The sequence below is a fragment of the Burkholderia sp. MSMB1078WGS genome (assembly GCF_001528895.1).
Taxonomy (GTDB): domain Bacteria; phylum Pseudomonadota; class Gammaproteobacteria; order Burkholderiales; family Burkholderiaceae; genus Burkholderia.
Window position 1 is genome coordinate 17,252 of the sequence record NZ_LPDI01000006.1, and the last position, 17,177, is coordinate 34,428.

At 64.7% G+C, this 17,177-nt stretch carries 19 protein-coding genes; 11 read left to right on the forward strand and 8 right to left on the reverse strand.

Annotated elements, in window-relative coordinates; translation table 11 throughout:
- Positions 1 to 85 precede the first annotated feature (85 nt).
- Positions 86 to 1,663: a chromosomal replication initiator protein DnaA gene (gene dnaA, locus WT24_RS01660; protein ID WP_060030700.1), complete on the reverse strand. Its 1,578-nt coding sequence runs from the start codon at positions 1,661 to 1,663 to the stop codon at positions 86 to 88.
- Between the two features lie 421 nt (positions 1,664 to 2,084).
- Here dnaA and rpmH point away from each other — a divergent pair, with 421 nt between their 5' ends.
- The 4 genes from rpmH to yidC all read left to right on the forward strand — a co-directional run bounded on the left by rpmH (position 2,085) and on the right by yidC (position 4,705).
- Entirely contained in the window at positions 2,085 to 2,219 is a 135-nt protein-coding gene (rpmH, locus tag WT24_RS01665) for a 50S ribosomal protein L34 (RefSeq protein ID WP_004198824.1), read from the forward strand.
- A gap of 15 nt (positions 2,220 to 2,234) precedes the next feature.
- A complete protein-coding gene (gene rnpA / locus WT24_RS01670) occupies positions 2,235 to 2,696 on the forward strand; it encodes a ribonuclease P protein component (RefSeq protein ID WP_034208729.1) in 462 nt (153 codons plus the stop codon).
- A gap of 75 nt (positions 2,697 to 2,771) precedes the next feature.
- Entirely contained in the window at positions 2,772 to 3,038 is a 267-nt protein-coding gene (gene yidD, locus WT24_RS01675) for a membrane protein insertion efficiency factor YidD (protein WP_006489939.1), read from the forward strand.
- Between the two features lie 8 nt (positions 3,039 to 3,046).
- Positions 3,047 to 4,705 (forward strand): membrane protein insertase YidC, encoded by a 1,659-nt coding sequence (gene yidC, locus WT24_RS01680; protein WP_060030703.1) that lies wholly within the window; start codon positions 3,047 to 3,049, stop codon positions 4,703 to 4,705.
- A gap of 117 nt (positions 4,706 to 4,822) precedes the next feature.
- Here the strand turns inward: yidC and WT24_RS01685 are convergent, their stop codons facing one another.
- Positions 4,823 to 5,257 (reverse strand): transcriptional regulator, encoded by a 435-nt coding sequence (locus WT24_RS01685; RefSeq protein WP_059501495.1) that lies wholly within the window; start codon positions 5,255 to 5,257, stop codon positions 4,823 to 4,825.
- A 337-nt stretch (positions 5,258 to 5,594) separates the two neighbouring features.
- Here WT24_RS01685 and mnmE point away from each other — a divergent pair, with 337 nt between their 5' ends.
- Positions 5,595 to 6,989: a tRNA uridine-5-carboxymethylaminomethyl(34) synthesis GTPase MnmE gene (gene mnmE, locus WT24_RS01690; RefSeq protein ID WP_060030705.1), complete on the forward strand. Its 1,395-nt coding sequence runs from the start codon at positions 5,595 to 5,597 to the stop codon at positions 6,987 to 6,989.
- A gap of 432 nt (positions 6,990 to 7,421) precedes the next feature.
- Complete coding sequence (locus WT24_RS01695) at positions 7,422 to 8,558, forward strand: beta family protein (RefSeq protein WP_257127409.1); 1,137 nt, start codon at positions 7,422 to 7,424, stop codon at positions 8,556 to 8,558.
- Here the strand turns inward: WT24_RS01695 and WT24_RS31910 are convergent.
- From WT24_RS31910 to WT24_RS34785, 5 genes are all read right to left on the reverse strand, one after another.
- Positions 8,503 to 9,054: a sce7726 family protein gene (locus tag WT24_RS31910; RefSeq protein WP_082742052.1), complete on the reverse strand. Its 552-nt coding sequence runs from the start codon at positions 9,052 to 9,054 to the stop codon at positions 8,503 to 8,505. The genes WT24_RS01695 and WT24_RS31910 overlap by 56 nt on opposite strands.
- Positions 9,055 to 9,271: 217 nt before the next feature.
- Positions 9,272 to 9,397, reverse strand: a complete 126-nt coding sequence (locus WT24_RS35155) for a hypothetical protein (RefSeq protein ID WP_256980637.1) — start codon at positions 9,395 to 9,397, stop codon at positions 9,272 to 9,274.
- 150 nt (positions 9,398 to 9,547) lie between these two features.
- Positions 9,548 to 10,906: a sensor domain-containing diguanylate cyclase gene (locus tag WT24_RS01705; RefSeq protein ID WP_060030711.1), complete on the reverse strand. Its 1,359-nt coding sequence runs from the start codon at positions 10,904 to 10,906 to the stop codon at positions 9,548 to 9,550.
- A gap of 109 nt (positions 10,907 to 11,015) precedes the next feature.
- Positions 11,016 to 11,264, reverse strand: coding sequence for a DUF2795 domain-containing protein (locus WT24_RS01710; protein WP_059501490.1), 249 nt, complete (start codon positions 11,262 to 11,264; stop codon positions 11,016 to 11,018).
- A 116-nt stretch (positions 11,265 to 11,380) separates the two neighbouring features.
- A complete protein-coding gene (locus tag WT24_RS34785) occupies positions 11,381 to 11,551 on the reverse strand; it encodes a hypothetical protein (RefSeq protein WP_006489933.1) in 171 nt (56 codons plus the stop codon).
- Positions 11,552 to 11,703: 152 nt separating this feature from the next.
- On the opposite strand from WT24_RS34785, the gene speG reads away from it, so the two are divergent.
- The 3 genes from speG (at position 11,704) to WT24_RS01725 (ending at position 13,841) form a co-directional block, all read left to right on the forward strand.
- Positions 11,704 to 12,261, forward strand: a complete 558-nt coding sequence (speG, locus tag WT24_RS01715; protein WP_060030805.1) for a spermidine N1-acetyltransferase — start codon at positions 11,704 to 11,706, stop codon at positions 12,259 to 12,261.
- A gap of 489 nt (positions 12,262 to 12,750) precedes the next feature.
- Positions 12,751 to 13,098 carry a surface attachment protein Sap1 gene (gene sap1, locus WT24_RS01720; RefSeq protein WP_060030712.1) on the forward strand — a complete coding sequence of 116 codons (348 nt, stop codon included), beginning with the start codon at positions 12,751 to 12,753 and terminating at the stop codon, positions 13,096 to 13,098.
- 188 nt (positions 13,099 to 13,286) lie between these two features.
- A complete protein-coding gene (locus tag WT24_RS01725; protein WP_059501487.1) occupies positions 13,287 to 13,841 on the forward strand; it encodes a YaeQ family protein in 555 nt (184 codons plus the stop codon).
- Positions 13,842 to 13,862: 21 nt separating this feature from the next.
- On the opposite strand, the gene WT24_RS01730 is transcribed toward WT24_RS01725, so the two are convergent.
- Entirely contained in the window at positions 13,863 to 14,276 is a 414-nt protein-coding gene (locus tag WT24_RS01730; protein WP_034208723.1) for a VOC family protein, read from the reverse strand.
- A 430-nt stretch (positions 14,277 to 14,706) separates the two neighbouring features.
- Here WT24_RS01730 and ada point away from each other — a divergent pair, with 430 nt between their 5' ends.
- On the forward strand, positions 14,707 to 15,801 hold the full coding sequence (gene ada / locus WT24_RS01735) for a bifunctional DNA-binding transcriptional regulator/O6-methylguanine-DNA methyltransferase Ada (protein ID WP_059501482.1): 1,095 nt from the start codon (positions 14,707 to 14,709) through the stop codon (positions 15,799 to 15,801).
- Entirely contained in the window at positions 15,798 to 16,757 is a 960-nt protein-coding gene (locus tag WT24_RS01740; protein ID WP_059501479.1) for a DNA-3-methyladenine glycosylase, read from the forward strand. Before ada ends, WT24_RS01740 begins: the two co-directional genes overlap by 4 nt.
- The last annotated feature ends 420 nt before the right edge of the window (positions 16,758 to 17,177 follow it).

The window sequence follows — 17,177 nt, forward strand, 5'->3', positions numbered from 1 at the left end:
GCGGTCAAACCAGTATTGTGCCTCAAAACCGAACCGCCCCCCTTAAATTGGGGCGGAGGCCGAATTATCAAGCGCGCCGGCCCGTTCAGCCCTTCAGTGTCTGTTCCAGCACGTGCAGCTCGTGATTGAGCTGCGCGTCCTTGCTGCGCTCGTCGGCGATCTTGCGCACCGCGTGCAGCACGGTGGTGTGATCGCGCCCGCCGAACAGCTCGCCGATCTCCGGCAGGCTCTTCTGCGTGAGTTCCTTCGCCAGGTACATCGCAATCTGCCGCGGCCGCGCGATGTTCGCGGGGCGCTTCTTCGAGTACATGTCAGCGACCTTGATGTTGTAGAAGTCGGCGACGGTCTTCTGAATGTTCTCGACCGAAATCTGCCGGTTCTGCACGGTCAGCAGGTCCTTCAGCGCTTCCTTGGTCAGCTCGATCGAGATCTCGCGGCCATGGAACTTGGAATACGCGAGGATCTTGCGCAGCGCGCCTTCGAGTTCGCGCACGTTCGAGCGCAGGTGCTTCGCGACGAAGAACGCGACGTCTTCCGACAGGTTCACGCCTTCCGATTGCGCCTTGCGCATCAGGATCGCCACGCGCATCTCGAGCTCGGGCGGCTCGATCGCGACGGTGAGGCCGGAGTCGAAGCGCGAGATCAGGCGATCGTCGATGCCCGAGATCTCCTTCGGATACGTGTCGCTGGTGATGATCACCTGCGCCTTGTTCGCGACGAGCGCCTCGAACGCGTAGAAGAATTCCTCTTGCGTGCGCGACTTGCCGGAGAAGAACTGGATATCGTCGATCAGCAGCAGGTCGAGCGAGTGATAGTAGCGCTTGAAATCGTCGAACGCCTTGCGCTGGTACGCCTTCACCACGTCCGACACGTACTGTTCCGCGTGGATGTAGCGGATCCGCGCACCGGCTTTGTCGAGCAGCAGCTGATTGCCGATCGCGTGGATCAGGTGGGTCTTGCCGAGGCCGACGCCGCCGTACAGGAACAGCGGGTTGTACGAGATGCCGGGGTTGTCCGCGACCTGGATCGCGGCGGCGCGCGCGAGCTGGTTCGCTTTACCGGTCACGAAGTTGTCGAACGTGAGCACCGGGTTCAGCTTCGAACGTTCGTACATCGAATCGGCTTCGCCGCCGTTGGCGGGGGCGGCGCCCGGGCCCGGACGCCACGTGCGGCGGCCGGCCGCCGCTTCGTGCGCGGGCAGGCTCGGCAGGTCGATGTCGGCGTCGTCGGCGTTCAGGTGGTGCGCGGCGGCCGCGGACGGCGTCATCGGTACGTCGGCCGGCGCGCTGGGCGCCGCGGCGGCATGCGCGGTCAGGTTGGCTGCGATCGCGGCGACCGTCGCGGCCGGGCCGCTCGGGGCCTGCGGCGCACGCGGGGCGGCCGGTGCGGCGCCCGCGGGCGCGCTGCGCATGCCGGCCTTCGGATCGAGGACGAACTGGACTTCGATCGGCGTGTTCCAGAATTCTCGGGCCAGATCGGAGATGCGGCCCGAAAACTGGCTCTTGACCCAGTCCAGCTTGAAGCGGTTCGGCGCGGCGATGGACAGCGTGTTCGCCGACGCATCGAAGGCCACCGGGGCCAAGGGTTTGATCCACGTCACGTACTGCTGGGGCGTCAGCTCGCGCTCCAGCAGTGCGGAACAGTGTTGCCAGAAATCGTTCATCAAGTAGCTGTCGTTTTTTGCATGCACAGCGCGGCTCGCCGGCGCCCTTGTCGCGGTTGCGCAACAAGGCCCGAAGCGGTCGTGCGAGCGTGCCTCGGACGCCTGCGTCACAGTCCTGGAGGGGCAGGCGGGCGCCGAAGCGGCGTGCGGGATTCTTGGAGATAAGGCGAGATTCTAACGCCAAACGCGGCCACAGCGGGACTTATCCACAGGCTGGGATTGTGGGTCGCGGGGCCGGATCGGAGCGGGCCGGCACAGGCGGACGACTCCTAAAGTATTGACCGTCAAGAGAAAAACGGTTTAAATAGCGGGTTCCGCGAAAACCAATCCTGTATTCCCGGCGATTGCGTTCGCCCGAATGCCTCCGGTTAAGGGCACGCGGTCCCCTGAATTTCGACATTCTCGAACAAGTGAGAACATCATGAAACGTACTTACCAACCGTCCGTGACGCGCCGCAAGCGCACCCATGGCTTCCGTGTCCGCATGAAGACGGCAGGCGGCCGCAAGGTCATCAACGCTCGCCGCGCGAAGGGCCGCAAGCGCCTCGCCATCTAAGGCAGGTTGCGCGCTGTGTCCGCCGTCCGCAGCCCTGCGGAAGGTGCCGTCGAGCCGGGTGCGAATCCGTCGCAGACGAAAGCCGCCTTCCCGAAAGCTGCGCGACTTCTGAAAACGGATGAATTTTCATCCGTTTTTCGTTTGCGCCCCTGGCGGCGTTCCGCGCACTTCGTGATTTACGGCAAGCCGACCGGTCAGCCCGCGCGTCTGGGGCTCGTCATCGGCAAGAAGTATGCGCCGCGAGCGGTGACCCGTAACCTCGTGAAGCGGCTGGCGCGCGATGCGTTTCGCTTGCGCCGGGCCGAATTCGCCGGTTACGACCTGCTGCTGCGGCAGCACACGCGCTTCGACAAGAAAGCGCTGCCGAGCGCGGCTTCCGCCCCGCTCGCGGCGATGTGTGCGGCCGAGATCCGCGAGCTGCTCGACAGGGCAGCCCGGGAAATCGCCCGCCGCGCGTCGAAGCCCGCGTCCGAGTGACGCATCCGTGCCCGGTGCGGCGTTCGCGCCCGCCCGGCCGGTTTTGACGCGGCGTCGTACGGCGCCGCCCAAGGTATGAAAACGGTATTGATCGCCTTGCTGCGCTTCTACAAGGTTGCCGTGAGCCCGATGCTCGGCAACCGTTGCCGTTTTTATCCTTCCTGTTCGGATTACGCGCGCGAGGCAATCCAGTATCATGGCGCCGCGCGCGGCACGTATCTCGCCGTCAGGCGCGTGTGCCGATGCCATCCGTTTTCCGCGGGCGGCATCGACCTCGTCCCGCCGCCCAACTCCGACACTCGCGCTCGCGGCGAAGCCGACGCGCGGTCCCATCGACTCTGAGACAACGCATGGATATCAAACGCACCGTCCTATGGGTGATCTTTTTCATGTCAGCTGTCATGCTGTACGACAACTGGCAGCGGGACCATGGACGCCCGTCGATGTTCTTCCCGAGCGCCACGCACACGGCCCCGGCCGCTGCCGGCGGCGCATCGGGCACGGGCGCGACGAACGCAGGTGACGTGCCTGCCGCCGCAGCCGGCGCCGCACCGTCGACGACGGCCCCGGCCGCGCAGGCGCAGCTCGTGAAATTCTCGACCGACGTGTACGACGGCGAAATCGACACGCGCGGCGGCACGCTCGCGAAGCTGACGCTGAAGAAGCAGGGCGACGGCAAGCAGCCCGACCTGTACATCACGCTGTTCGACCACACGGCCGGCCACACGTATCTCGCACGCACGGGCCTCGTCGGCGGCGATTTCCCGAATCACACGGACGTCTACACGCAGATCGATGCGGGCCCGACGTCGCTGACGGGCGATCAGAACACGCTGAAGCTGTCGTTCGAATCGCCGGTGAAGGGCGGCGTGAAGGTCGTGAAGACCTACACGTTCACGCGCGGCAGCTACGTGATCGGCGTCGACACCAAGATCGACAACGTCGGTACGGCGCCTGTGACGCCGAGGCTCTATATGGAGCTGGTCCGCGACAACACGCCGGTCGAAACGCCGATGTTCTCGCATACGTTCCTCGGGCCGGCGGTCTATACGGATGCGAAGCACTTTCAGAAGATTGACTTCAGCGATCTCGACAAGAACAAGGCGAACTTCGAGACCTCTGCCGACAATGGCTGGATCGCGATGGTGCAGCACTACTTCGCGTCGGCGTGGATTCCGCAGCAAGGCGCGAAGCGTGAGATCTACGCGAAGAAGTTGGACGGGTCGCTCTATCGCATCGGCGTAGAGCAACCGGTCGCCGCGATCGCGCCGGGCCAGTCGGCCGACGTGCAGGCGCGCCTGTTCGCCGGTCCGGAAGAAGAGCGCATGCTCGAAGGCATCGCGCCCGGTCTGGAGCTCGTGAAGGATTACGGTTGGGTGACGATCATCGCGAAGCCGCTGTTCTGGTTGCTCGAGAAGATCCACAGCTACGTCGGCAACTGGGGTTGGGCGATCGTGCTGCTGACCGTGCTGATCAAGGCCGTGTTCTTCCCGTTGTCGGCGGCGAGCTACAAGTCGATGGCGCGCATGAAGGAAATCACGCCGCGCATGCAGGCGCTGCGCGAACGCTTCAAGAGCGATCCGCAGAAGATGAACGCCGCGCTGATGGAGCTGTACAAGACCGAGAAGGTCAATCCGTTCGGCGGCTGCCTGCCGGTCGTGATCCAGATCCCGGTGTTCATTTCGCTGTACTGGGTGCTGCTCGCCTCGGTCGAAATGCGCGGCGCGCCGTGGATTCTGTGGATTCACGACCTGTCGCAGCGCGATCCGTTCTTCATCCTGCCGGTGCTGATGGCCGTGTCGATGTTCGTGCAGACGAGCCTGAACCCGACGCCGCCGGATCCGGTCCAGGCGAAGATGATGAAGTTCATGCCGATCGCGTTCTCGGTGATGTTCTTCTTCTTCCCGGCCGGTCTCGTGCTGTACTACGTCGTGAACAACGTGTTGTCGATCGCGCAGCAGTACTACATCACGCGCAAGCTCGGCGGCGTCAAGAAGAAGCCGGCCTGACGCCCGTTGCATTCGCGGGCGGCCAGCCGCCCGTGATGCTCGCAAAAAAAGCCGCATGGTTCGTGACCATGCGGCTTTTTGTTTCCCGGCGACGGCGGCGCGCGCGGTTGCTGCCGTTCAGGCTTTCTTCGCTTCGGGTTTCGGATCGCCGTAGAACTGCTCGACCAGTTCCTGAACGAGGTAGCGCTGGTGCGGAGATAGCGCTTCGATCTTCGACGCGAGTTCGATCGTCTCGGGCGTCGGCGGATAGCGTTCGTCGCGCGGCAGCGGTTGCGGCGTCGGATGTTCGATCACGCTCGGCGACGGCCCGTAATGCAGCCAGTGCACTTCGACGCGCAACCATTCGGCAAGCGTTTCGAGTTTGTCCGACGTCGGGATCGTGCGGCCCGTCAACCATTTGTGCGCGGTTTGCGGCGAAACGGGATGCGTTCCGCGATGGCGCAGATTGAATCGGTTCGCCAGTTCCGTCGCGCCCGTGACCTTCTCCGGGCTGCGCCGTAGGGCAAATTTCAGGCGTTCCGAGAACGCGGCTTTTTCTTCGGATGTCGGCATGGGGAGATTGTGCAATTCCATCGCCGCGTCTCAGACAACCATATGAGATAAACGTATCTCGTTCGGACGAATCCCGGCCCTGATCAGTATGGGCGATGAAATTGAGGGACGCAGTGCCGAGCCCCTCCGGTACGCATACTCGTCCGAAATGGCCGGTGTGTGATGATGCCGGACTAATACTTGGCTTATCCCCGGCGGGATAAATTCGGGCGAGTCCGAATCCGGCGCCGCGGCCGGTGGCGGGCGAGCCGGCACGCTACAATGCCGGCGTTCCGATGCCCGAACTGTTGTGCGGGCGCGCCATTGACTCGCTGCTTACCCGATTTCTCCGATTCCCATGCTCGCTACCGATTCCGATCCGATCGTCGCCATTGCCACTGCTGCCGGCCGGGGCGGCATCGGGGTCGTCCGCGTATCGTTCGGGCGCGGCGGCGAGGCGGCCGCGCTGCCGCTGATCGACGCGTTGTGCGGACAGAAGCTCGCGCCGCGTCATGCGAGCTACGTGCCGTTCCTCGACGCGCACGGCGCGCCACTCGACCGCGGGATCGCGCTGTATTTCCCGGCGCCGTATTCATATACCGGCGAGCACGTGCTCGAACTGCAGGGGCATGGCGGGCCGATCGTGATGCAGTTGCTGCTGCAGCGCTGCCTGGATGCGGGGCGCGGCTTCGGGCTGCGGCTCGCGGAGCCGGGCGAGTTCACGCGGCGCGCGTTCCTGAACGACAAGCTCGACCTCGCGCAGGCCGAGGCCGTTGCCGACCTGATCGAGGCGAGCACCGAGGCGGCCGCGCGCTCGGCCGGGCGTTCGCTCGACGGCGCGTTCTCGCGGCAGATCCATGCGCTCGTCGACGACGTGATCACGCTGCGGATGCTGGTCGAGGCGACGCTCGATTTTCCGGAGGAGGAAATCGACTTCCTCGAAGCGGCCGACGCGCGCGGCAAGCTCGCGAAGATCCGTGCGCAGCTCGCGCACGTGCTCGGCGATGCGCGGCAGGGCGCGCTGTTGCGCGAAGGGCTGTCGGTCGTGCTCGCGGGGCAGCCGAACGTCGGCAAGTCGTCGCTGCTGAATGCGCTGGCGGGCGCCGAGCTGGCGATCGTCACGCCGATCGCCGGAACGACGCGCGACAAGGTCGCGCAGACGATCCAGGTCGAAGGGATTCCGCTGCACATCATCGATACGGCCGGGCTGCGCGAGACGGAGGACGAAGTCGAGCGGATCGGCATTGCGCGCACGTGGAGCGAGATCGAGCGCGCGGATGTCGTGCTGCATCTGCTCGATTCGCGCACGGGGATGACGCCGGACGACGGGACGATCGCGGCGCGGTTTCCGGCCGGCGTGCCGGTGGTGCGCGTGCTGAACAAGACGGACCTGACCGGCGTGCCGGCGTGCGTCGAGCATCCGGCGGCGGAAGGTGACCTGACCGAGATCCATCTGTCGGCCAAGCGCGGCGACGGGATCGACATGCTGCGCGCGGAGCTGCTGCGGATCGCCGGATGGCAGGCGGGGGCCGAGGGCGTTTATCTGGCGCGCGAGCGGCATTTGATCGCGCTGCGGGCTGCGCAGGCGCATCTTGCGCAGGCGGCCGATCATGCGGAGCAGCGCGCGCAGTCGCTCGATCTGTTTGCGGAAGAGCTTCGGCTCGCGCAGGAGCAGCTCAATTCGATTACCGGGGAGTTCACTTCCGATGACCTGCTGGGGGTGATTTTCAGCAGGTTTTGTATCGGGAAATAAAAGGCCGAATTGTTTTTGAAACTAAAAAACACCCGAGCGGCGATTCCTTGTGCCGATTGCGAAGAATGCTTCTGTGTGTCGACACTAAAAATATACGGTTTATGACATTTGCCGATGCAATCTGTTGATTGCTCTATTTTTCGTCATCCTTCATCAGACAACAATCGATGTCTTCGGCTACCCGGCATCCGCGTGATGTACCCGGTATTCCTTGACGGGCAATACCCGTCGGACGGGCGACGGCGAAGCTGATTTTTCGACGACGCAAATTTTTCTCAATGTATGTATCGGATGATGCGAAATATGCATTAGTTTGAAGTGTCGATTTATTGAGATATCCGGTGCGAAATGGACAAATTTCGTGGGCGCTCTTGCGATATTGAATCGATACTGGAATCCTCAAATGACGCCATTCGTCTCGGAGTGGCGGGAGTGCTCAACTTTGGCGAGTTCTACTTTGAGGAAAGCATGTTCGATCATAACCACTACGTTCCAGTATTGAAATGGCGTCAAGGGGAATACCTTGCGCTGTCCAGATTGACGCCGACCGTCATGGATTGGGTGACACCGTTGTTCGAGGTACCGACGGAGGCTTGGGATTTTGAAGCTGAAGCGCCCGCCAAGAGCCTCGATGAGCACTTGAGCAAGTTTGGCGTGCGACTCAAACAAAAATGGGACACGCGACGTTGTTTTGTCGATTCGCCTTTTATCGACGGCGACGCATGTGTCGAGAGCGGCGCGCATCACCTGGCCCATATCTTCGACCTCGCGCGGGCCGCTGGAGCCATGCCCGTGCCGGTGTTTGGATTGGGGCGTTCCGAAGCCTACATGGCTGCAGTAACGGCGATTGTCGATCGCGATGGGCGGGGAGCTTGCCTTCGGCTGACACCGGACGACTTCGGCATTTCGATGCGTGCGGAAGTGAATACGTTGCTGGACGGGATCGGAATAAGAGAAGGCGCGTGCGATCTCGTACTCGATTGCGCGGCCGACATCGCAACCAGCCCGAAGATGCAGGCATTGGTGTGGAAAGGGTTGCTCGACGAGTTACCCAAGCTCGACGATTGGCGGTCCGTCACGATTGCCGGGACGTCGTTCCCGCAGACGTTGCCGTCGGCGTCTTATCGGCCGTCGGGCCTGATCAAGCGTCACGATTGGCTTGGCTACAAATCGCTTGTCGGAATGCTGCCTGCCGGCACGCGTGTGCCGACTTTCGGCGACTACGCCGTGGCGCATCCGGAGACCGAGCTCATCGATCCGCGCATGCTCGATCCGAATGCAAGGGTGAAGTACACCATCGACGATGAGTGGTTCATCGCGATGGGCGTGCAGGTCAAGAAACATGGGCGCGCACAGTACGCCGACATTTGCAGGAGCATCGTATCCGCCAAGCCGCCGATCTTCATGGGCGGCGCTTATTCACACGGTGATCAATTCATCGAGGACTGCGCGAGCGGCACTGGAAGTACCGGCGGTGCGTCAACCTGGCCGATGGTGGGGAGCAACCATCATGTCACGAAGGTTGTGAGGGACGTCGCCACCTTGTTCGGCGTTTCAACGCTTCCCTGACCTGCGCGCGAAGCGACGAAGGGGAAAGGTGTTGCGTGAGTAGCGTATACAGCGCTTGCCTGCTGCCGCGCAGCGCCTTCTTGTCGGTTTCGAGGGCTTCCAGAATAGCCAGCGCTTCGTCACGCCACAAAAGGTGGGCGACATGGAAGGGGGAGATGTCGGGGTTCATCGACGCGGCGCGCTCGGTCTCGATGTGAACCGCTCCGCGAGGACCGACATGCGATACCTTGATGCCCCACCACGGAGGAAGCAGATTCGCCGCTTCGACGAAGTGCCGTTCGCTCACGACAAGCGTCGCCTTGTCGAGCGCTCGCGAGTAGGCGTCGATCTGCAGCGGAAGACGGTGCAGTGTGTCGGTGTCACTTTTGAGCTCATACCCGTGAATGACGCCATTGATCACCGCGATATCGACCCTGCATGCACCGTGCTCAAGCCCAAGCTCTTCTACGACGAGCACGTTGGGGTTCGACAGCGGCTCTGCAAGGACCTTTTTCATGACGGCGGTTCGAACGTCGCGATCGCGTGTTGCGATACGAGGCGTTTGATTGCCGTTTGAAAATTTCGCCACGGTGAAGGGCCCTTGAATCGGTATGCAGCGGGGCATGTTAACACAGGCGGAAGGGGCTTTTATCCCCGCTGTCGTCAGGCAGATCCTGCGTCGGGTCTCAAGCCTCACGATGAACCTGGGTGCCCGTCGATACGAGTCCGGACATTCAATCCCAATGACGATGATGATGGTAATACCCGCCGTCCCCGTAATACCCACCACCGTCAGGCACCACGATACAGCCGCTCAACAACACGGCGACGCCGGCAATCAGCAAAAGGGTCTTCTTCATCGCGTTCACCTGCTCGGGTTCGATATGGAACCCAGCATAGCGAGCGCCCACAACACCGGCTGTAAGCGTTGGTATCCCGGTCACGCAATCCGTAACGGCGGATTATTCCGGTCACAATGACCGTAACAATTAGCCAAACAGCAGACGTTTTCAGGCGACGACGACCCGGTTTCGCCCCATATCCTTCGCCCGGTACAGCGCGGCATCGGCGGCTTCGATCAACGCGTCGGGTGTCGACAGATCATCGGCCGCCACGGTCGCGCAGCCGACGCTGACGCTCACGCGTCCGGCCGGCGAATCGGGCATCGCGAGGTCGAGCCGCAGCACGGCTTCGCGCGCTTCGTCGGCCACCACCCGCGCACCGCGCGCGCCGGTGTTCGGCAGCACGATCGCGAATTCCTCCCCGCCGTAGCGCGCGACGATATCGGCCGGCCGCCGTACGGCGCCGGCCAGTGCGTTCGCGACGGCGATCAGGCACGCATCGCCCTTCACGTGACCGAACGCGTCGTTGTACGCCTTGAAGTGATCGACGTCGACCATCAGCAGCGACAGCGGTTCGCCCTGCCGTCGCGCCTGCAGGAACAGCGCGTGGAAATGGTCGTTGAAGTGGCTGCGGTTGAACGCGCCCGTGAGCCCGTCGCGCGCGGAAGAACGGATCAGCGTCGCATGCGCTTCGAACAACTGCTGATACAGCATCGTCACTTCCCACGCGAGCACGCACACGAGCACGCCGGGCGTGAACATGCTGAACACGCGCGCGACATACCAGCCGACCGTGAAGCGGTTCGTGGTCAGCAGGTTCAGCGTCGTGTCGGTCAGGCACGCGAGCACCGCGATCGCGAGCCACAGGTCGAGCGTCGTGCGCAGCCGGCCCGCGACGAGCACGGCCGCGAGCGCGAGCACGTTGAGGATCCATACGACGAGCGCGATGCCGTTGACGGGCAGCACGGCTGCGTCGCGAGGCGGATGGAACACGGGCGGCAGCGACACGTTCAGCGCGAGCGCGCACAGGAGTGCCGCCGCGACGGCCGGGCCGCCGACGAGCGCGATCGTCCAGCGGCGCGTCTCTTTCGCGCCGACCGGGGCGCGCGTGAGCCGCTCGCGTGCGAACAGCGCGGCCATCACGAAGCACGGAAAGCCGGCATGCCAGAAGATCCACATCCATGCGGCGCTCTGCGGGCGCGCGCCGAGCAGGCCGTGCGGCGTGAACACGCCGGGAAAGGTGAGCAGTTGCAGCGCGACGGCGAGCGCGGTGAACGCATAGGCGCCGCCGAGCGCACCGAGCACGGGCTGGCGCGTCACGGTGAACTGCGCGCCGAGGAAGAACGCCGCGATGCTCGCGGTCGTGAACACGGTGAGCGCGCACATCGGCATGAATGGCTCGACGGCCGGCAGCGCGACGTTCGCGTGCGGCGCGGCGATCCCGAGCGCAAGCAGGATGACGAGTGCCGTCAGCGCGCCGAACCACAGCTGACGTCGCGTCGTGTGCTGGATCAGGATGCCTTCCATGGATTCCCCCGGGCATGCGTGCTCGAGCGCCCGGTCTTGCGCCGGGCGGCACGCATCCGATCGCGGCGCGACCGGTGCGGTCCGATCCTATCCCGTTATTGGCATCCGCTCAAATGCCGAGCCCCGGGCCGAAGTTGCCGGCGACGCAGCGCGTGACGGCGTCGACGTCCGCGTAATCCTGTTCGGGCAGACCGTCGAGCATCGACAGCACTTCGTTACTGGCGCCGGCATCGCGTGCGGCATCGACGATCGCATCCTTGTTCGCCGGATAGCGGACGGCCGCCAGCACATCGGCGATCTGCAGGTCGATCGTTTCGTTCGGGATATCGTGCGGAGGAAGGGCGGGCTTGTCGTTCACGTCGGGGTCTCGCGGGTTGAGCGGGAATCGGATCGAAGCGCAAGAATCGTGCACCGCATGTTATCCGGCCCAGGGTGGCCCGGCCGACGCGTGCTGCGGATCGACGAGGATCGAAGTCAATGCCCGCGTCGCACGCGGCGCCACGGATGCTTCCAGTCGATGTGCGGTGCGTTCTCGTCGCGCGGATGCTGGCGGCGATGCTCCTGCCAGAGTTCGTCGGAAAAGAGCGCAGCCACGATGACCAGCGGCAGCACGAGGAAAATGCCGAGTATGACTTGCTCGATCACGATAGCCTCCTTGCGGTGGCAGGAACCCTTGCTCTCATTCTAGGCTCTGAACTGCGCCGGCGTTCAATTTCTTACGGTGCGCAACGGCGCCGAACGCGGCCGTGCCGCGCCGGCGTTCCGCACGTGCGCCGGCATCGAAAAGGACAATGAACATGCAACTCCAGAACGATACCCACACGCTCGCGCTGCGGCCGCTGGAGCGCCAGGACCTGCGCTTCGTCCACGAGCTGAACAACGACGCGAAGATCATGCGCTACTGGTTCGAGGAGCCGTACGAAACCTTCTCGGAACTGTCGCAACTGTACGACCGCCACGTGCACGACCAGCGCGAGCGCCGGTTCGTCGCGGTCGATACGCAAGACGAACTGGTCGGCCTCGTCGAGCTGATCGAGCTCGACTACATCCACCGTCGCGGCGAGTTCCAGATCATCATCGCGCCGCACTGCCAGGGGCGCGGCTACGCGGGCCAGGCGACGCGTCTCGCGGTCGAGTACGCGTTCAAGGTGCTGAACATGCGCAAGCTTTACCTGATCGTGGATACGTCGAACGCGGCGGCGATCCATGTGTACGAGAAATGCGGATTCCAGCACGAGGCCGAATTGAAGGAAGAATTTTTCGGGAATGGCGCGTATCACAACGCTTATCGGATGTGCATCTTCCAGCACGATTATTTCGCGCGTCAGCCAATCGGGCTGAATAAAGCAGGGTAAACACCACACTGGTAAAAGGCGCTTGCGACGGGGCTTCGCAGGCGCCGAACGGATGCGGGGAACTACGGATAAATACGGATGCGCTTATATCTGGCATTTTTCTTGTTTCAGGTAAAAGCGATTCCGCGCTGCGGTAAAGTCGAATCGTTTCGGATGACTTTATGTGCAACGCATCAAAATGATCCGGATAGCGAAATGGATTATCCAAACCGTTCAATCGTTGCATTGTAAATTTGCTGAAAGCCTTGCCGGGTAACGCTTTCCGCCCGGCGGCGCGGGCCGGCGCATCGTTCGGCAGCCCGTGCCGCCCGCGCGTGTCGCGCCAAAAGCGGGCTGCGCACGGGGTGCGACAATCCGCCGCTATTGCGGTCGCACAACAAATGTGCTTGCTATCGTTTGCCGGTCTTCTAAAGTGAAAAACGCGGGTTCACGATCACCTTTAAACACATAGCTAACCCAGCCTGGTGCCCGCAAGCCTGGAGACAGAACATGATGAAGCGTACCGGTGTCCTTTTTGCCCTTGTCGGCGCATTTTGCGCTATGTCGATTGCCCAGGCCGGCGGCGATTCGGCCGTCAAGCCGAAGCAGGAAATCCAGCTGACGAAGAACGCATGGGGCTGCCTGTCGAAAGACAATCTGGACTCCGTACTGAGTCACGAACGTGACGGCAAGTCGCAGGCGAAGCAGCAGTACTTCGACGACTTCCGCTGTCTTTCGGTGCCGGAAGGCCAGCGCTTCCGCGTGGTATCGGTCGAGCAGGGCGACGTGCAGTTCGTCAGCGCCGACAACAGCGACCAGCAAGGCCTCTGGACCGATTCGCGCTTCGTCAAGCAGTAACCGTCCACTCACCGCGCCGTCGCACGACGCGGAGCGCGCCGGCCCGTCGGGTCGGCGGCGCGAATCGAACACGGCCCGGCCCATGCCGGGCCGTTGTACTGTGGATCGCGCATGAAGCACGCCGGACGGCGCGCATTCGGTATCATCACGGCCCGACCGAACCGAATGCCCGCCCGGGCCGCATCCGCATGGCGCTGAAATCCACGATCTACAAAGCCGAACTGCAAATCGCCGACATGGATCGGCATTACTACGCCGATCACGCGCTGACGGTGGCGCGCCATCCGTCGGAAACCGACGATCGGATGATGGTGCGCATCGTCGCGTTCGCGCTGTTCGCGCACGAGCGACTCGAATTCTGCAAGGGGCTGTCGGACGTCGACGAGCCCGATCTGTGGCAGAAGGACCTGACGGGCGCGATCGACGTATGGATCGAGGCCGGCCAGCCGGACGAACGGCGCATCTCGAAGGCGGCCGGCCGTGCCGGGCAGGTCACGGTGATCGCCTACGGCGGCAAGACGTCGGAGATCTGGTGGCAGGGCGTGCGCAGCAAGGTCGAACGGCTGCGCAACGTGCAGGTGCTGTCGCTCGCCGATGGTGTCGCGGCTGCGCTCGGGCGACTCGCGGAGCGCACGATGCGCCTGCAGTGCACGGTGCAGGACGGCGCCGCATGGATCTCGAGCGCCGATCACGATCCGGTCGCGGTCGAGTGGACGGTACTGAAGGCGCGCGCCGACGCGTGACGGCCCGCGCGCCGGCCGCGTTCAGCCGAGCGCGGCCGGCGGCCCCTTGAATTCGACCATGTTCCCTTCGGGATCGAACAGGTAGATCGACGGCCCGTAGCCGCCTGCGCCGTAGCGTTGCGCCGGCGCTTCCGGCCGCGCGCCATGCGCGGCGAAATGGGCGATCAATGCGTCGGGATCGAACGGCTCGACGCGCAGGCACAGGTGGTCGAGGTTGCGCCCGGTGCCGGGCGGGCCGCTGTCGGGGCGGTCGATCGGGCCGCCGACCGCGAGCAGGTCGATCAGTGCATCGCCGGCGCGCAGCTGCACAAGGCCCAGGTCGGGCTGCTCCTTCTCCACATGGCAACCGACGGCGTCGCAGTAAAAACGTGTCATTGCCGCCATGTCGGTCACGCGCAGCACGATGTGATCGATTCCGCGGATGGTGGGCTTCATGGGCGGGCACTCCTTCGCAGTCGACGAGCATCGAGTGTAGACGCAACGCGCCTGCGCTGCCGGCCGGAGCGCGGCACAATCGACGGACGAAAAAAAGCCCGTTCACGCAGAGCGGAACGGGCTTAATCCATATCAGGAGGAGACATGGAGGAGACAGTTCCAACTATACACACGGCGATGGTGCGACGCAATATTCCGATTGCAAAAAAACGTCAGGACGACGATTTGTCGCATCCGCACTGCAGCAAAATGATGACGCGACGATGACGAAAGCCATGCGGGAGCGGCTGTCGCGCGCGTTTCGTCGGATTTATTTTTAGCGATGCGGCCCCGATTCATCGGTACGAATCACAGAGCAAGATTCAGGGCGCGACGGCATGTGCCGATGTCTAGAGTAGGCACCGTCTACACTAGAGAGTGCGAGGTTCAAATGAAAACCGCCTATCCGACCGACGAGGCCCGCTGGGCCGCCGTGACCGAACGCGATCCGCATGCGGATGGCGCGTTCTTCTATGCCGTCAGCACGACCGGCGTGTTCTGCCGGCCGACCTGCGCGTCGCGCCAGCCGCGCCGCGAGAACGTGTCCTTTTTCGCCGATCCGGCGGCCGCGCGCGCGGCCGGCTTCCGGCCCTGCAAGCGTTGCCAGCCGGAAGGGCTGCCGCGCGAGCTGGAAATCGTCAATCGCGCGTGCGCGGTGCTCGACGCGCACGCCGAGCGGCTCACGCTGCAGCAGTTGAGCGATGCCGTGCACGTGAGCCCGTTCCACCTGCAGCGGCTCTTCAAGCGCGTGGTCGGCGTGTCGCCGCGGCAGTACCAGGCCGCGCAGCGCGGCGCTGCGCTGCGGCAGGCGCTGCAAAGCGGGCAGCCGGTCACGCAGGCGGCCGTCGACGCGGGTTTCAATTCGCCGTCGCGGCTCTATGCGTCGGTGCCGCGCGAATTGGGGATGGCGCCGTCGTCCTTCCGCCGCCAGGGCGCGGGCTTGCGGATCGACTATGCGACCGCGCCGACGTCGCTCGGCACTGTGCTCGTCGCCGCCACCGAACAGGGCATCTGCCGGATCGCGTTCGGCGACGACGCGGCGTCGCTCGTCGGCGAGCTGAAGGCGGCGTTCGCGCGGGCCGAACTGGTCGAATCGCCGGCCCGGCTCGCGCCGTTCGTCACGCAGATCCGCGCGTACCTCGACGGCACGCGGCACGCATTCGACCTGCCGCTCGACATCGCGCCGACCGCGTTCCAGCAGCGCGTGTGGGAAGCGCTGACGCACATCCCGTACGGCGAAACGCGCAGCTATTCGGAGATCGCCGAGGCGCTCGGCTCGCCGCGCGCGGTGCGGGCGGTCGCGTCCGCGTGCGCGTCGAATCCGGTCGCGCTCGCGATCCCGTGCCACCGCGTCGTGCAAAAGGGCGGTGCGCTCGCCGGCTATCGCTGGGGCGTGCGCCGCAAGGCGACGCTGCTCGCGGCCGAGGCGCGTCATATCCACGACAACGATGAAGCCGAAGCCGAGACGGAGGGCAGTGCGGTTTGAGTATCGAGACGACGACGATCAAGTCCCTCGCGAACGGCGGCCCAGTGCCGCCGTCCGCGCAGATGGAACTGCGCTACAAGGCGCCGTACGACTGGGCGCGCGTGCTGCGCTTCTTCAGCGGGCGCGCGATTCCGGGCGTCGAGCAGGTCGCCGACGGCGTGTATCGCCGCATCGTCGACCTGCACGGCATTGCAGGCCGGCTCACCGTCGCGAAACACCCGCGCAAGCATTGCCTGATCGCGACCGTCGAAGGGGCGCTCGCGCGTCACGTCGACGATGCATTCGCCGCACGCGTCGCGACGATGTTCGACCTCGGCGCCGATCCGGCCGCGATCGGCGGCGGGCTCGCGCGCGACCCTTGGTTCGCGCCGCTCGTCGAGGCCGCGCCGGGGCTGCGCGTGCCGGGCGCGTGGTCGGGGTTCGAGCTGGCCGTGCGCGCGATCGTCGGCCAGCAGGTGAGCGTGAAGGCCGCGACGACGATCGTCGGCCGGCTCGTCGAACGGGCCGGCGAACGCGTGATTCATGAAGACGACGGCGCGCCCGCGTGGCGTTTCCCGACACCCGACGCGCTGGCCGCGTGCGATCTCGACAAGATCGGGATGCCCGGCAAGCGCGTGGCGGCGCTGACCGGCGTGGCGCGCGCGGTGGCGGCGGGCGACGTGCCGGTCGACCGCGCGCATGCCGATCTCGCGACGCTGCGCAGCGCATGGCTCGAGCTGCCCGGCATCGGCCCGTGGACCGTCGAATACATTGCGATGCGCGCGTGGCGCGACCCGGACGCGTGGCCGGCATCCGATCTCGTGCTGATGCAGTCGATCGCCGCGCGCGACCCGGCGCTCGACCGGCTCACCAGCCAGAAGCGCCGCACCGAAGGCTGGCGGCCGTGGCGTGCGTATGCGGCGCTGCATCTGTGGAACGAAGTGGCCGACCGGGCGGGCGGCGCGCGCGGCGGGTAAGCGCGGCGGCCCGCCACCGGGCGCGACCGCAACGCGGCCGGGTTGCAACCCGTTGCGCACACGGCGTCGGCATGCGGCAAGCGCCGGCGTGACGCGGCGGGTCATGGCGAGTTCGCGCGTCCGGCGTCGGCCGGACGTCGCGCGTGCGATGCGTGCGTACGCGTCGTTTCGCGATCCAATCGCCGACAAGGTTGCACTTGCCGCCGCTCGTTCGCCGTTCGCGTTCCGTCCGACGAATGGCGCTGGCCGGCGTGCCGATCGGCATCGTCCGGAACCGGCGATACCGGCCGGGACGGCCGCGCCCGGCCCGTCCGACGGCCCGCTCAGGCCCGCGCGCCGTGCCCGAGGCCACCTCAAGCGCGGGTTCCGGCGAGATGTTAAAGTGCCCGCTACCAACGAAGCGACCAACAATCCAGCCGG

What these genes read in the sequence shown, in the direction of transcription:
- dnaA (WP_060030700.1), bottom strand. Translation starts at nt 1,663, where the DNA reads ATGAACGATTTCTGGCAACACTGTTCCGCACTGCTGGAGCGCGAGCTG.
- rpmH (WP_004198824.1), top strand. Translation starts at nt 2,085, where the DNA reads ATGAAACGTACTTACCAACCGTCCGTGACGCGCCGCAAGCGCACCCAT.
- yidD (WP_006489939.1), top strand. Translation starts at nt 2,772, where the DNA reads ATGAAAACGGTATTGATCGCCTTGCTGCGCTTCTACAAGGTTGCCGTG.
- yidC (WP_060030703.1), top strand. Translation starts at nt 3,047, where the DNA reads ATGGATATCAAACGCACCGTCCTATGGGTGATCTTTTTCATGTCAGCT.
- WT24_RS01685 (WP_059501495.1), bottom strand. Translation starts at nt 5,257, where the DNA reads ATGCCGACATCCGAAGAAAAAGCCGCGTTCTCGGAACGCCTGAAATTT.
- mnmE (WP_060030705.1), top strand. Translation starts at nt 5,595, where the DNA reads ATGCTCGCTACCGATTCCGATCCGATCGTCGCCATTGCCACTGCTGCC.
- WT24_RS31910 (WP_082742052.1), bottom strand. Translation starts at nt 9,054, where the DNA reads ATGAAAAAGGTCCTTGCAGAGCCGCTGTCGAACCCCAACGTGCTCGTC.
- WT24_RS35155 (WP_256980637.1), bottom strand. Translation starts at nt 9,397, where the DNA reads ATGAAGAAGACCCTTTTGCTGATTGCCGGCGTCGCCGTGTTGTTGAGC.
- WT24_RS01705 (WP_060030711.1), bottom strand. Translation starts at nt 10,906, where the DNA reads ATGGAAGGCATCCTGATCCAGCACACGACGCGACGTCAGCTGTGGTTC.
- speG (WP_060030805.1), top strand. Translation starts at nt 11,704, where the DNA reads ATGCAACTCCAGAACGATACCCACACGCTCGCGCTGCGGCCGCTGGAG.
- sap1 (WP_060030712.1), top strand. Translation starts at nt 12,751, where the DNA reads ATGATGAAGCGTACCGGTGTCCTTTTTGCCCTTGTCGGCGCATTTTGC.
- WT24_RS01725 (WP_059501487.1), top strand. Translation starts at nt 13,287, where the DNA reads ATGGCGCTGAAATCCACGATCTACAAAGCCGAACTGCAAATCGCCGAC.
- WT24_RS01730 (WP_034208723.1), bottom strand. Translation starts at nt 14,276, where the DNA reads ATGAAGCCCACCATCCGCGGAATCGATCACATCGTGCTGCGCGTGACC.
- ada (WP_059501482.1), top strand. Translation starts at nt 14,707, where the DNA reads ATGAAAACCGCCTATCCGACCGACGAGGCCCGCTGGGCCGCCGTGACC.